This window comes from Pseudomonas sp. KSR10, from assembly GCF_022355455.1.
In the GTDB taxonomy this organism is placed as follows: Bacteria; Pseudomonadota; Gammaproteobacteria; order Pseudomonadales; family Pseudomonadaceae; genus Stutzerimonas; species Stutzerimonas stutzeri_E.
Genome location: NZ_JAKOEN010000011.1, coordinates 292,055 through 306,092 on the forward strand (window position 1 = coordinate 292,055; position 14,038 = coordinate 306,092).

General features: G+C 60.2%; 13 protein-coding genes. 8 read left to right on the forward strand and 5 right to left on the reverse strand.

The genetic code is table 11. The annotated features are described in order from the left end of the window. Positions 1–8: 8 nt before the first annotated feature. The gene (locus MCB86_RS05215) at positions 9–470 is read left to right on the forward strand and encodes a YaiI/YqxD family protein (protein WP_239610275.1); all 462 of its coding nucleotides are present in this window, start codon (positions 9–11) and stop codon (positions 468–470) included. Between the two features lie 52 nt (positions 471–522). Here MCB86_RS05215 and MCB86_RS05220 read toward each other — a convergent pair whose 3' ends face one another. Then, positions 523–993: a thioesterase family protein gene (locus tag MCB86_RS05220; RefSeq protein WP_045160475.1), complete on the reverse strand. Its 471-nt coding sequence runs from the start codon at positions 991–993 to the stop codon at positions 523–525. A gap of 154 nt (positions 994–1,147) precedes the next feature. Next, positions 1,148–1,810, reverse strand: coding sequence for an isoprenoid biosynthesis glyoxalase ElbB (gene elbB / locus MCB86_RS05225; RefSeq protein WP_045160476.1), 663 nt, complete (start codon positions 1,808–1,810; stop codon positions 1,148–1,150). A gap of 134 nt (positions 1,811–1,944) precedes the next feature. Between elbB and MCB86_RS05230 the strand changes: the two genes are divergently transcribed. From MCB86_RS05230 to ppk1, 3 genes are read left to right on the forward strand one after another with little or no spacing between them, the layout of a single operon-like run. Continuing rightward, positions 1,945–2,088: a hypothetical protein gene (locus MCB86_RS05230; RefSeq protein WP_239610189.1), complete on the forward strand. Its 144-nt coding sequence runs from the start codon at positions 1,945–1,947 to the stop codon at positions 2,086–2,088. 38 nt (positions 2,089–2,126) lie between these two features. Beyond that, the gene (gene hemB / locus MCB86_RS05235; protein WP_239610191.1) at positions 2,127–3,140 is read left to right on the forward strand and encodes a porphobilinogen synthase; all 1,014 of its coding nucleotides are present in this window, start codon (positions 2,127–2,129) and stop codon (positions 3,138–3,140) included. 16 nt (positions 3,141–3,156) lie between these two features. Next, positions 3,157–5,361 (forward strand): polyphosphate kinase 1, encoded by a 2,205-nt coding sequence (ppk1, locus tag MCB86_RS05240; RefSeq protein WP_196298633.1) that lies wholly within the window; start codon positions 3,157–3,159, stop codon positions 5,359–5,361. Between the two features lie 50 nt (positions 5,362–5,411). Here ppk1 and ppx read toward each other — a convergent pair whose 3' ends face one another. Continuing rightward, positions 5,412–6,914: an exopolyphosphatase gene (gene ppx, locus MCB86_RS05245; protein ID WP_239610192.1), complete on the reverse strand. Its 1,503-nt coding sequence runs from the start codon at positions 6,912–6,914 to the stop codon at positions 5,412–5,414. 209 nt (positions 6,915–7,123) lie between these two features. Between ppx and trxA the strand changes: the two genes are divergently transcribed. The 4 genes from trxA to MCB86_RS05265 all read left to right on the forward strand — a co-directional run bounded on the left by trxA (position 7,124) and on the right by MCB86_RS05265 (position 11,537). Beyond that, positions 7,124–7,450 carry a thioredoxin TrxA gene (trxA, locus tag MCB86_RS05250; RefSeq protein ID WP_019341284.1) on the forward strand — a complete coding sequence of 109 codons (327 nt, stop codon included), beginning with the start codon at positions 7,124–7,126 and terminating at the stop codon, positions 7,448–7,450. A gap of 230 nt (positions 7,451–7,680) precedes the next feature. After that, positions 7,681–8,940, forward strand: a complete 1,260-nt coding sequence (gene rho / locus MCB86_RS05255) for a transcription termination factor Rho (RefSeq protein ID WP_019341285.1) — start codon at positions 7,681–7,683, stop codon at positions 8,938–8,940. A gap of 124 nt (positions 8,941–9,064) precedes the next feature. Then, a complete protein-coding gene (ubiD, locus tag MCB86_RS05260) occupies positions 9,065–10,531 on the forward strand; it encodes a 4-hydroxy-3-polyprenylbenzoate decarboxylase (protein ID WP_239610195.1) in 1,467 nt (488 codons plus the stop codon). A 34-nt stretch (positions 10,532–10,565) separates the two neighbouring features. Next, the gene (locus MCB86_RS05265) at positions 10,566–11,537 is read left to right on the forward strand and encodes a CDP-6-deoxy-delta-3,4-glucoseen reductase (protein ID WP_239610197.1); all 972 of its coding nucleotides are present in this window, start codon (positions 10,566–10,568) and stop codon (positions 11,535–11,537) included. Between the two features lie 85 nt (positions 11,538–11,622). Here MCB86_RS05265 and MCB86_RS05270 read toward each other — a convergent pair whose 3' ends face one another. Together MCB86_RS05270 and argS are read right to left on the reverse strand one after the other, a co-directional pair. Continuing rightward, positions 11,623–12,282: an SPOR domain-containing protein gene (locus tag MCB86_RS05270; protein ID WP_045160483.1), complete on the reverse strand. Its 660-nt coding sequence runs from the start codon at positions 12,280–12,282 to the stop codon at positions 11,623–11,625. After that, positions 12,283–14,022 (reverse strand): arginine--tRNA ligase, encoded by a 1,740-nt coding sequence (gene argS / locus MCB86_RS05275; protein WP_045160484.1) that lies wholly within the window; start codon positions 14,020–14,022, stop codon positions 12,283–12,285. Positions 14,023–14,038: the final 16 nt, after the last annotated feature.

The following is a 14,038-nucleotide window of genomic DNA, read 5'->3' on the forward strand; positions in this document are numbered from 1 at the left end:
TCGAACCGTTGCGGGTGTGGGTCGACGCCGATGCCTGTCCAAAGGCGGCGAAAGAGCAGCTGATCAAGTTCGCCCTCAAGCGCAAATTCGACGTGTTGCTGGTGGCGGGGCAGAGTCAGATCAAACCAGCCTTCGCCTGTGTTCGCCTGATCGTAGTACCCAGTGGTCCGGACGCTGCGGACGATTATCTGGTCGAGCACGCCCAGCCCGGCGAGCTGGTGATTTGCAGCGATGTTCCGTTGGCTGATCGTCTGGTCAAAAAGGGGGTAGCTGCGCTCGACCCGCGCGGTCGCGAGTTCGATGAGCGCAACATGGGCGACCGTCTGGCGGTGCGCAATCTATTCACCGACCTGCGTGAACAGGGCCAGGCCAGCGGTGGTCAGGCGGCCTATGGCGAAAGGGATCGCCAGGCCTTCGCCAATGCCTTGGATCGCCTGCTGACCCAGCTGATGCGAGCCAGAGCCCGCTAGGCGAAACAATTAGCGGCCGACCGTTCCCCTTCGGGTGTGCCGCGCGCATGGCTCAGCCGCAGAGATAGGTGCCTGTACCCACTGCCACCAGTACGCCTTCCTCGTTGTGCAATTCAGAGCGAACCACCGCCACCTTATTGCCTGAGCGCAACAGCGTTCCGCTGGCGCTGAAGCGCTTGCCTCGTCCCGGGCGCAGATAGTCGATGCGCAGATCAATGGTGCCGAGACGCGAGAGACGCAGAGCGCGTTCTTCAATGGTTAGGTGCTGATGCTTTTCGAACGCGCCGATCATTGCCATGGCGCCACCAACGACGTCGAGCAGCGAGGCGATCACGCCACCATGCAGAATGCCATGAAAGAAATTGCCGACCAGTTCCTGTTTCATCGGCAGATGCATCACGACGCGCTCGCGAGACACTTCGTCAAGCTCGATGCCCAGATACTCGTTGAACGGAATGCGCTCGAAAAGCTGGCGTACGGCCTGCTGTTGCTCTTCGATTGTGTCGATTTTGTAGGGGGGCATGAGCAGCGGCTTCCTGGCAGATCAGCCAAAGCTGCCGGAGCGAGGCAAGATTGACCAGTGGTGCGGCGGGAGCACCGGTACGATTGGCCGTATAGCCACAGGCTTAACGAAAATCCCGAGCCGGGGCTCGGGATTGGGGCGTCGCGAGGGATGCTTATTTATTGGTCAGCTCCAGAACCCGATCGACCAGCTTGTAGATGCCCGACGCCGCCTCGCTGATCGATTGCGCGAGCATATATGCAGGTGTTGTCACCAGCTTGTGCTTGGAATCTTCGACGATCTCCGTGACTTCGCATGCCTGGTGTTCGGCGCCCATTTCCCGTGATGCGGCTGCGGCTGGGTCGTCATCATTGCCCAGCGTGCAGACCACGCCGGGACCGAAGATTTGTGCGGCCATCGTGGGGGCGATACACATCATGCCGACCGGCTTGCGGGCCTTGGCGAAGGCCTGTGCGATCGATATCACGTCCGAAAGAATCGTGCAGTCTGCTCCTTGGGTGGCGAAGTCGGAGAGGTTCTTCGCCGCACCAAACCCGCCTGGCATGATCAGCGCATCGAAGTCTTCGACGTTCGCGTCCTTCAGATCCTTGATCTGGCCGCGAGCCAGCCGCGCGGATTCGATCAGCACGTTGCGGGTCTCCGGCATCTCGTCGCCGGTCAGGTGATTGATCACGTGCATCTGTTCAATGTTCGGCGCGAAACATTGAACCGTGGCGCCCCTCTGATCCAGGCGCAGCAGAGTAATCACGCTCTCATAGATTTCCGAGCCGTCGTAGACGCCACAGCCGGAAAGAATCACGGCGACTTTTTTGTTCATCGGGTACTCCTGGTCAGATTCAGCGGCCCAGCAACAGAGCCGGACGAAGGCGATCGATGCTAATCCTTGGCGAGGTTCAAGGTAAGCCCACGCCTCATAGGCTTGGATGCTCCATCGCGACGGGTGTTCAGTCGATGCAGACTCCGGCCGAGATGCATTCGCGCGAGGATTGGTCGCTCAAAGCACTGGCAGTGCACGCCTTGGGTGGCGACAATGACGTCATTCGGTGGCTGGTGTGGATGCCGCTGTCATCAACTGGTCACGAAGTCGGCCTATAAACGTCATATTCGCCCGCGTTGCGGGTCAGGAGTCCGTTGTGAGTTTCGTTCCTGCCAATCGATTGTTTCCCGCTACTCGCCTGCGTCGTAACCGTCGCGATGAGTTTTCTCGTCGGCTGGTTCGCGAGAACGTGCTGAGCGTGGACGATCTGATCCTGCCGGTATTCGTCCTCGACGGCGAGAATCGTCGCGAGCAGGTGCCGTCGATGCCAGGTGTGGAGCGTCTGTCCGTCGACCTGCTGCTGCAGGAGGCTGAGGAATGGGTGGCGTTGGGGATTCCTGCGCTGGCGCTGTTCCCGGTTACTCCGCTGGAGAAGAAATCGCTCGATGCCTCTGAGGCGTGGAATCCGGACGGCATCGCCCAGCGTGCGACGCGAGCGCTGCGTGAGCGCTTCCCGGAACTTGGCGTCATCACCGATGTGGCCCTCGACCCGTTCACGACTCATGGCCAGGACGGCATACTCGACGAGCATGGCTACGTGCAGAACGACGTTACCGTCGATGCGCTGGTACGGCAGGCGCTGTCCCCTGCCGAAGCCGGCGCCCAGGTGGTGGCACCGTCAGACATGATGGACGGGCGTATCCAGGCGATTCGTGAAGCGCTCGAAGTCGCCGATCACCACAACGTGCGCATCATGGCCTACTCGGCTAAGTACGCCAGCGCCTATTACGGCCCGTTCCGCGATGCGGTGGGATCGGCGGCGAACCTCGGCAAGGGCAGCAAGAACACCTATCAAATGGACCCGGCCAACGGGGACGAGGCGCTGCATGAGGTGGGAGCCGATCTCGCCGAAGGCGCCGACATGGTCATGGTCAAGCCCGGGATGCCCTATCTGGATATTTTGTGGCGCGTCAAAGATGCCTTTCGCGTGCCCACGTTCGTCTATCAGGTCAGCGGTGAATATGCAATGCATATGGCGGCCATTCAGAACGGCTGGCTGAGCGATGCGGTAATTCTCGAATCGCTGACTGCCTTCAAACGCGCGGGCGCCGATGGCATCCTGACTTATTTCGCCAAACAGGCGGCACAACAATTGAAACAGGGGCAATAAGCCCTTCCGAGGCAGATTGATGACTACTCAGGGACTCAGCGAGAGCGAATTGCAGCTGGCCTCCGCCGATGAGGCGCCATTGCCACTGGAGCTTCCGCAGGAAGCGGAGAAAGTGGAGGAGGTGCCCGCGCCGCCGGTACAACCAGTGCCGAATCTGGACGACAACAGCCTCTATATCCATCGTGAGCTGTCGCAGCTGCAATTCAATATTCGAGTGCTGGAGCAGGCGCTGGATGAGTCCAATCCATTGCTGGAACGGTTGAAGTTCCTGCTGATCTTCTCCAGCAACCTTGATGAGTTCTTCGAAATCCGTGTCGCCGGGCTGAAGAAACAGGTCACCTTCGCTCGCGAACAGGCAGGTGCCGATGGTCTGCAGCCGCACCAGGCGCTGGCGCGGATTTCCGATCTGGTGCATGAACAGGTCAATCGACAGTATTCGATTCTCAATGAGGTGCTTCTGCCGGAATTGGCCAAGCATCAGGTGCGCTTCATTCGTCGGCGGCACTGGACGACGAAGCTCAAGACCTGGGTGCGTCGATATTTCCGAGACGAGATCGCGCCGATTATCACCCCGATCGGCCTGGATCCGACCCATCCGTTTCCCTTGCTGGTGAACAAGAGCCTGAATTTCATCGTTGAGCTGGAAGGTATCGATGCCTTTGGCCGCGACTCGGGGTTGGCGATCATTCCGGCACCCAGGCTGCTGCCGCGGGTGATACGCGTCCCCGAAGAGGTGGGCGGTCCCGGTGCCAATTATGTGTTTCTGTCCTCCATGATCCATGCGCATGCGGACGACCTGTTCCACGGCATGAAGGTCAAGGGCTGCTATCAGTTCCGCTTGACGCGAAATGCTGATCTGTCGGTGGACACCGAGGATGTTGAGGATCTGGCACGAGCGCTGCGTGGTGAATTGATTTCCCGCCGCTATGGCGATGCGGTGCGGCTGGAGGTGGTGGACACCTGTCCGCCGCACCTGGCGGATTTCCTGCTCAAGCAGTTCAGCCTGAGCGAAAGCGAGCTCTATCGGGTCAATGGTCCGGTCAACCTGACCCGGCTGTTCGGCATCACCGGTCTGGATAGCCACCCGGAGTTGCAGTACACGCCATTCACACCGGCAATCCCTAAGCTGTTGCAGAACAGCGAGAATATTTTCAGCGTCGTCGGCAAGCAGGACATTCTACTGCTGCATCCTTATGAGTCGTTCACGCCCGTGGTCGACCTTCTGCGCGAGGCTGCCAAGGATCCGTGCGTGCTGGCAGTCAAACAGACGCTGTATCGCTCCGGCGCCAATTCGGAAATCGTCGACGCGTTGGTGGAAGCGGCGCGTAACGGTAAGGAAGTCACTGCGGTGATCGAGCTGCGGGCGCGCTTCGACGAGGAGTCCAATCTTCAGCTGGCGAGCCGACTGCAACAGGCCGGTGCTGTGGTGATCTACGGTGTGGTTGGCTACAAGACCCACGCCAAGATGATGCTGATCCTGCGCCGCGAAAATGGCGAATTGCGGCGCTACGCGCATCTCGGGACCGGCAACTACCACGCCGGCAATGCCCGGCTGTACACCGACTACAGCCTACTGACTTCTGACGATGCGCTATGCGAAGACGTGTCGAAGCTGTTCAGCCAGTTGATCGGCATGGGCAAGACCATGCGCATGAAGAAGCTGCTGCATGCGCCGTTCACCCTGAAGAAGGCGCTGCTCGACATGATCGCCCAGGAAACCCAGCACGCCAGCGAGGGGAAGCCGGCGCATATCATTCTCAAGATAAACTCGCTGACCGATGCGAAGATGATTCGCGCCCTGTACAAGGCCAGCCAGACCGGCGTGCGGATCGATCTGATCGTGCGCGGTATGTGCTGCCTGCGCCCGGGGGTCGTTGGTGTTTCGCACAACATTCAAGTGCGTTCGATCATTGGCCGCTTCCTTGAACACAGTCGGGTCTTCTACTTCCTCAACGGCGGCGACGAGAAACTTTATCTGTCCAGTGCGGACTGGATGGAGCGCAATCTGGACCGTCGGGTCGAAACCTGTTTTCCAGTGGAAGGCAAGAAGCTGATCACACGGGTAAAAAAGGAGCTGGAAGGCTTCCTCACCGACAATACGCAGAGCTGGGTGCTGCAGCCCGACGGTGGTTACCTGCGCAACAGCCCGAGTGGCAACCAGAACCCGCGTAACGTTCAGAATACGCTGTTAGAGCGTCTAGGTAGCCCGACGGCACGCTGAGCAGTCCGCCGCGTGCCTTGCCGGCCGCTATACGGTCCGGCACGGCGCGATCAGCGTACCGTCAGGGTGAAGTCGATCCGATTAAGCCACTCTGCCTCCAGGGCGAAATCGGCTTGGGTCAGCGGATTGTTCTCCAGCCAGCCCTCGGGAAAGGCCACATCGAGACTGTTGTCGCCTGCCTTGAGCGTGAACGCTGGCGCCTGCTGCGGTCCGCGGATGTGGTGGAACAGGATGGCGAAGCGCAACAGCACGCAGAGCCGGGTGAGCTTTACGCCGTCTTCGCTCAGTTCTTCGAACTTCTGGCTCGGTATGTTGCGGCGATGGCCGCGCACGAGCAGTGCGAGCATTTGCTGGTCCTGACGAGAAAATCCGGGAAGATCGGAGTGCTCAATCAGGTAGGCGCCGTGCTTGTGATAATGATAGTGCGCGATATCCAGACCTACTTCGTGAATCCGCGCGGCCCAGCTAAGCAGCTCACGGTGCCAATCCTCGTCCAGCCCCCAGTCGGTCGACACTTGATCGAGCGCTTCCAGTGCCTTGCTTTCGACCCGCGTCGCCTGCTCGAGATCGACGTGATAACGCTCCATGAGAAAGCTCAGCGTGCGATCGCGGATATCCTCATGATGATGGCGGCCGATGAGGTCGTAGAGCACGCCTTCACGCAGGGCGCCCTCGGAATGAGCCATGCTGGTGAGCTCCAGCGCATCGAAGATCGCTTCGAGGATGGCCAGACCTGCCGGGAAGATGGCCCGACGATCCGGCTTGATGCCGTCCATGTCGAGCTTGTCCACGTCGCCCAGCTTGAATAGCTTGCGCTTGAGCCAGCCAAGCCCTTCGCTGGTGACCTGACCGTTGCTCAACCCGGCACCCTTGATGGCGAGACCAATGGCGCGGATGGTGCCGGACGCACCCACCGCATCCTGCCAGCCGAGCCGACGCAAACCGTGCTCGATGCTCATCAGCTCCAGCCGCGCCGCCGTATAAGCCTGGGCATAGCGCGCAGCGGTAATCTTGCCGTCACGGAAGAAGCGTTGGGTGAAACTCACGCAGCCCATCTGCAAACTTTCGCGTAGCAGCGAATCGAAACCCTGGCCGACGATGTACTCGGTGCTACCGCCGCCGATGTCTACGACCAACCGCTTTCCGGCGGCCGCCGGAAAGGTGTGCGATACGCCGAGATAGATCAGTCGTGCTTCCTCGCGGCCGGAGATCACCTCGACCTGATGATCGAGAATCGCCTCGGCCTGACGGATGAACTGCGCACGGTTACGGGCTTCGCGCAGGGCATTGGTGCCGACCACCCGTACAGCGCCCTGAGGCAGATGATTGACCAGTTGCGCGAAGCGGCGCAGACAGTCGAGGCCGCGCTGCATGGCGTCATCATCGAGCATCCGATTTTCGTCGATACCGGCGGCCAGCTGGACTTTCTCACCGAGCCGCTCGATGATGCGCATTTCGCCGTTGCTGGTGCGGGCCAGGACCATGTGGAAGCTGTTCGATCCGAGATCCAGGGCGGCGATCATCGGAGAAGGTTCGGCGACTAGTGGGCGCATGGGACAGTCTCTGTGCAAAACCCCGACATCCTGACATGATCATCGACATCCGCCAACGCGCAACGCCCATACGAAGCGTCTGGATATCGCGCCCATAGCTTGCACCCGTTGCCATTTGGCGATTGTCCAGGTGACAGGCTGCGGCTTTCGGTCCGCACCAAGCCGGGCTATGATGGCGTCACTTTCTGTTTTGACCCTGGAGAAAATCCATGAGCGAATACATCAATAATGTCAGCGACAGCAGTTTCGAGCAGGACGTGCTCCAGGCTGACGGCCCTGTGCTGGTCGATTACTGGGCCGAGTGGTGTGGCCCCTGCAAGATGATCGCTCCTGTGCTCGATGAGATTGCCAAGGAATACGAGGGTAAGCTCAAAGTCTGCAAGCTGAACATCGACGAGAACCAGGAAACCCCACCGAAGTATGGTGTGCGCGGCATCCCGACGCTGATGCTGTTCAAGAACGGTAATGTCGAAGCCACCAAGGTTGGCGCTCTGTCGAAGTCGCAGCTGGCTGCGTTTCTCGACAGCAACATCTGAATCGAAGCTCCGTCTTTAAAAGACCCTCGCGAATGCGGGGGCTTTTTTTAACTGCAGAGTGGACGCTTCGTCTGCGCAGTGCTAAATTCGGACTCGCGACGCTTCTCCCGTCGCCCTCTGCATGCCGTCGCCGACGCACTTCCGCCTCATAAAGCACAACGAACTCCGTTCGTCTCTTGCTGCGCGGCTTCTCAAGCTAATCGCTTTCTTCATCCTTCCTGACTCTTTCTATGAATCTGACCGAACTTAAGCAAAAGCCCATCACCGAACTGCTGGAAATGGCCGAACAGATGGGCATCGACAACATGGCCCGTTCGCGCAAGCAGGACGTGATTTTCTCGCTGCTGAAAAAGCACGCCAAAAGCGGTGAGGAAATCTCCGGTGATGGCGTGCTGGAGATTCTCCAGGACGGCTTCGGCTTCCTGCGCTCCGCGGATTCTTCCTATCTCGCCGGGCCTGACGACATTTACGTCTCGCCAAGCCAGATTCGCCGCTTCAACTTGCGTACCGGTGACACCATCGTCGGCAAGATCCGCCCGCCGAAAGAAGGCGAGCGCTATTTCGCGCTGCTCAAAGTCGACACGATCAACTTCGATCGGCCGGAAAATGCCAAGAACAAGATCCTGTTCGAGAACCTGACACCGCTATTCGCCAACAAGCGGCTGACGATGGAGGCCGGCAACGGTTCCACCGAAGACCTGACCGGCCGGGTGATTGACCTTTGCGCGCCGATCGGCAAGGGGCAACGTGGTCTGATCGTCGCACCGCCGAAGGCGGGCAAGACCATCATGTTGCAAAACATCGCCAGCAATATCACCCGCAATAACCCCGAGTGCCATCTGATCGTTCTGCTGATCGATGAACGCCCGGAAGAGGTGACCGAGATGCAGCGCACCGTGCGCGGTGAGGTGGTCGCTTCCACCTTCGATGAGCCGCCGACCCGTCATGTGCAGGTGGCTGAAATGGTGATCGAAAAGGCCAAGCGCTTGGTCGAGCACAAGAAAGACGTGGTCATCCTGCTGGACTCCATCACCCGTCTGGCCCGTGCCTACAACACTGTGATCCCAAGTTCCGGCAAGGTGCTGACCGGTGGTGTCGATGCCCATGCGCTGGAGAAGCCCAAGCGGTTCTTCGGTGCGGCGCGCAACATCGAGGAGGGGGGTAGCTTGACCATTCTCGCCACCGCGCTGGTCGAAACCGGTTCGAAAATGGACGAGGTAATCTACGAGGAGTTCAAGGGTACCGGTAACCTGGAGCTGCAACTGGATCGCCGCATCGCTGAGAAACGTGTGTTCCCGGCCATCAACATCAATCGCTCGGGCACCCGTCGCGAAGAGTTGCTGACCAGTGAGGAAGAGCTTCAGCGCATCTGGATTCTGCGCAAGCTGCTACACCCGATGGATGAAAGTGCCGCCATCGAGTTCCTGCTGGACAAGCTCAAGGACACCAAGACCAACGAAGAATTCTTCATGTCGATGAAGCGCAAGTAAGCGACTGGTTGTACCGTCGAGGCCGGGGAAACCCGGCCTTTGGCTGTCTGCAGGTTTCGGAATCGGCGGCGCCAAGGCTAAACTCTGCGCCCTCGACACTTGCCGGCCCATGCGAGGCTCAAGCATGCAGTACCGCGATTTGCGCGAATTTATCAGTGGTTTGGAACAGCGCGGTGAGCTCAAGCGCGTTTCGACCGCTGTTTCTCCCGTTCTGGAAATGACCGAAATATGCGATCGCACCCTGCGCAAGCAGGGACCGGCGTTGCTCTTCGAGAATCCAACCGGCTTCGACATGCCCGTGCTCGGCAACCTGTTCGGTACGCCCAAACGTGTCGCGCTGGGGATGGGCGCCGAGGAGGTGTCGGAGTTGCGCGAGATCGGTAAGCTGCTGGCCTTCCTCAAGGAGCCAGAGCCACCGAAGGGGCTCAAGGACGCTTGGAGCAAGCTGCCGATCTACAAGAAAGTTATCAGCATGGCGCCAAAGGTGCTCAAGGACGCGCCCTGTCAGGAGGTCATCGTCGAGGGTGACGACGTCGATCTGTCAGCGCTGCCGATACAGACTTGCTGGCCGGGTGATGCTGGACCGTTGATCACCTGGGGACTGACTGTCACAAAGGGGCCGAACAAAGAGCGTCAGAACCTGGGTATTTACCGTCAGCAGGTGATCGGCCGCAATAAGGTGATCATGCGTTGGCTTAGTCATCGAGGCGGCGCGCTGGATTTCCGTGAGTGGTGCGAGAAATACCCGGACAGATCCTATCCGGTCGCGGTGGCGCTTGGCGCCGATCCGGCCACCATCCTCGGCGCGGTCACGCCGGTACCCGATTCGCTGTCAGAGTATGCCTTTGCCGGTCTGTTGCGCGGAAGCCGCACCGAACTGGTCAAGTGCCGCGGCAACGATCTGCAGGTGCCGGCTGGTGCCGAGATCGTGCTCGAGGGTTATATCCAGCCCGGCGAAATGGCGGACGAGGGCCCCTACGGCGACCATACCGGCTACTACAACGAAGTCGATCGCTTTCCGGTATTCACTGTCGAGCGCATCACCAAGCGCCGCGACGCCATTTATCACAGCACTTACACCGGTCGTCCGCCGGATGAGCCGGCAATCCTCGGCGTGGCGCTCAATGAGGTCTTCGTGCCGATTCTGCAGAAGCAGTTTCCGGAGATCACCGATTTCTACCTGCCACCGGAAGGCTGCTCCTACCGTATGGCGGTGGTTACCATGAAGAAGCAGTACCCCGGCCACGCCAAGCGCGTGATGTTGGGCGTATGGAGCTTCCTGCGGCAATTCATGTACACCAAGTTCGTCATCGTCACCGATGACGACATCAACGCACGGGATTGGAACGACGTCATCTGGGCGATCACCACGCGTATGGATCCCAAGCGCGATACGGTGCTGATCGAAAACACCCCGATCGACTACCTCGATTTCGCCTCCCCGGTTTCCGGTCTGGGCAGCAAAATGGGCCTCGATGCCACGCACAAATGGCCGGGCGAGACCAGTCGCGAATGGGGGCGTGCCATCGTTCAGGACGAGGCGGTCAAGCGGCGTATCGACGAACTCTGGGCCGGGCTGGGTATCGACTGATGACTGGCCGTCGTTATTTCAGGTTTTTGAATAAATGAAAGTTACGCTGCAACCCTCCGGCGCGGTGCTTGAAGTTCAACCTGGCGAGCTGATTCTCGATGCGGCTCGGCGCCTAGGCTTCGACTGTCCGCAGGCCTGTCGCAACGGCAATTGTCTGATCTGCGCCGCCTTGCTGGTAAACGGTCGAGTGCGCCAGCGTGGCGAAAGTCGCGACCATGGGGAGGTCTTCGCCTGTCTGGCTGAGCCCGAGGAAGATTGTGTTTTGCTGTGGGATGGTGTGCTGGCCCCGGGCGAACTGCCGGTGCGGACCCTCAGTTGTCAGTTGATCAGCTGCGAAGCGGTGGGTGGCGACGTGTTCCGGCTGCGGCTCCGCGCGCCCGCCGGCAAACCACCGCGCTATCACGCTGGCCAATATCTGCTACTAGAGCGCGAAGATGGCGAGTTCAGCGCCTTTTCCCTGGCGTCCGCGCCTGGGCGGGGGCGTGAGCTAGAGCTGCATGTGCTGGCGCGCGAGCCGTCCGCGATCGGGCTGCTTGATTTCATCAGACGCAATGGCATGGTCAAAGTGCAGATGCCGTTCGGCGACACCCATCTGGCCGAGCTGCCGGATGGTCCGCTGGTACTGATCGCGGCGGGAACCGGCATGGCGCAAATGCACAGTCTAATTGAGCACTGTCGAGCCGAAGGCTTCGCTCATCCCGTGCACCTGTATTGGGGCGTAAGGCGTCCGGAGGACTTCTATCAGCTACCGCATTGGGATGAGTGGCAGCACATGCCGAACCTTTCGCTCCATCAGGTCGTCAGTGACGTCTGCGGCTGGCAGGGACGTTGCGGCATGTTGCATGAAGCGGTCTGCGAGGACTTCGCTGACCTCAAGCCGGTTCATGTCTATGCCAGCGGTTCGCCAGCGATGATCTATGGCACGCTGGATGCGTTGGTCGAGGCGGGAATGGATGCGACTCAGATGCGCGCAGACGTGTTCGCCTACGCGCCGCGCGAGCGATAGCGGGCAGCAACTTCGTAGGGTAAGGCCTGAGCCCGGGGTTGGAGCACCGCAGGCGTTTATGGCGCGCTGCGGTAGGGGCATCGGCTCAGCGAGTCTGCCGCTGCTGCAGCAACAGGTTGTTATAGCCGCTTGACGAAAGCGTCTTCTGAGCCTGGCCAAGCTGCTCCCGGTTGGCGTAGGGGCCGACCAACACCCGATACCAATCCTCGTCGCGGACGGTGACGTTCTCGACCCGCACATCCTGACCCAGCAGGATGATTTGAGCCCTGACTCTTTCTGCTTCGGCTTGCTTGCGGAACGAGCCTGCCTGCAGGAAAAACTGGGTAACCGGTGCTTTGGCCACCATCGGCGGAGGTGGCGGTACCTGGCCATTCAAAGCGGCTTCGGCACGCGCCGCATCGATTTTGGCTGCCTCTTCTGCGGTGACCGGTTTCGGAGGCTCCGGTTTCGGTGCTTCAGGCGGCAGGATCACTTCGGATTCGGGCAGCAGCGTATAGAAGTCGTATTTCGGCTTCACCGGTTGGCCTGTAGTCGGCGGATGGCGCTTCGGCTGCTCCTTGGGCTTGGGCGTGTCCTTGGCACGCTTGATCTCGTCCCCGCCGGGTTCGAGGTTCATCAGAAACATGATGAAGCCGCCGATGACCAAGCCGCAAACCAGCCAGATCCATCCGGGCACGGGTTTCTTAGCGGGCGCTTGGTAGCGGCTCGCGCCACGCTTCGGTGCAGGTTTCTTCCTGGCTGCCACTTACATCCGCTCCAGCGTTTCCAGGCCAAGCAACTCCAGACCCTGCTTGAGGGTCTTGCCGGTCAGGGCAGCTAGACGCAGGCGGCTCTGTTTCACGGTTTCGCTTTCGGCGGTGAGTATTGGACAGTGCTCGTAGAAGCTGGAGAAAAGCCCGGCCAGCTCGTACAGGTAGCTGCACAGTAAATGCGGGACGCCCTTTTCGCCGACGCCGTTCAGCACCTCGGTGAACTGAGCGAGTTTTGCGCCCAGCTCTTGTTCCTGTTCGGCTTCCAGCCGTATCTCGCCTACAAGCCCGTCCATACCGGTGCCCAGTCTGCGAAATACGCTGGCCACGCGAGTGTAGGCATAAAGCAGGTAGGGCGCGGTGTTGCCTTCAAAACTGAGCATCTGCTCGAAGTTGAAACTGTAGTCGCTGGTGCGGTGCTTGGAGAGGTCCGCGTATTTAACGGCGCCGATGCCTACAGCGCGAGCGATCTGCCGCAGTTCGGCTTCGCTCAGGTCCGGATTCTTACCCTTGACCAGGCTGTAGGCGCGCTGCTCGGCCTCGTCGAGTAGATCGACCAGCTTCACCGTGCCGCCATCGCGAGTCTTGAACGGGCGGCCATCGGCACCGTTCATGGTGCCAAAGCCCATATGTTCGAGTTGCATTCCCTCATGCACGAAGCCGGCGCGGCGCGCGACCTCGAAGGCCATCTGGAAATGCAGCGCTTGACGCTGATCGACAAAATACAGGGCGCGATCGGCGTTGAGTTGCTGGCTGCGGTAACGCATGGACGCCAGGTCGGTGGTGGCGTACAGGTAGCCGCCACCAGCCTTCTGGACGATCACCGGTAAGGGGTTGCCTTCGGCATTCTTGAACTCATCGAGAAAGACGCACTGGGCACCGTTGCTTTCGCTCAGCAGGCCTTTGGCCTTGAGCGACTCGACGATGTCGCCTAGCTCGGCGTTGTAGGCGCTCTCGCCCTTGACGTCGGCTGGTGTCAGCTTGACGTTGAGGCGGTCGTAGACCTTCTGGCAGTGCGACAGGGATATCTCGTTGAAGCGGGTCCACAGGCGCAGGCAGTCGGCATCGCCTGCTTGCAGTTTCACCACCAATTCACGGGCCCGATCGGCGAAGTCGGTGGATTCGTCGAAGCGCCGCTTGGCCGCGCGATAGAACTGCTCGAGGTCGGACAGCTCGCTTTCGGCCGCGGCGGGGTTCTCCTCCAGATAGGCGAGCAGCATGCCGAACTGAGTGCCCCAGTCGCCGACGTGATTCTGCCGGATCACCTCGTCGCCAAGGTACTCAAGCACCCGCGCCACGGCATCACCAATGATGGTGGAGCGCAGGTGGCCTACGTGCATTTCCTTGGCGAGATTCGGCGAGGAAAGGTCGACCACGACCCGCTGGGGTGGGCTTGCCTTGCTGACGCCCAGGTGCGGGTCGGCAAGCGCAGTGTCAAGGCGCTGGGCCAGCGCGGCGCTGTTCTGGAAGAAGTTGAGAAAGCCTGGGCCGGCGATTTCCACCTTGCTGACGCCGGGATCGGCCGGCAGCGCCTCGATGAGTTTCTGTGCGAGGTCACGAGGCTTCATCCCGGCAGGCTTGGCGAGCATCATGGCAATGTTGCTGGCGAAATCGCCGTGAGCCTTGTCGCGGGTGTTCTCCACCTGAATGGTCGGGCTCAACCCTTCGGGCAGCACGCCTTCAGCGGTGAGACGGGTCAGGGCTTGCTGGATCAGGTGGCGGATGCTGTCTTTCATCGTGAGCTCGGTCGGC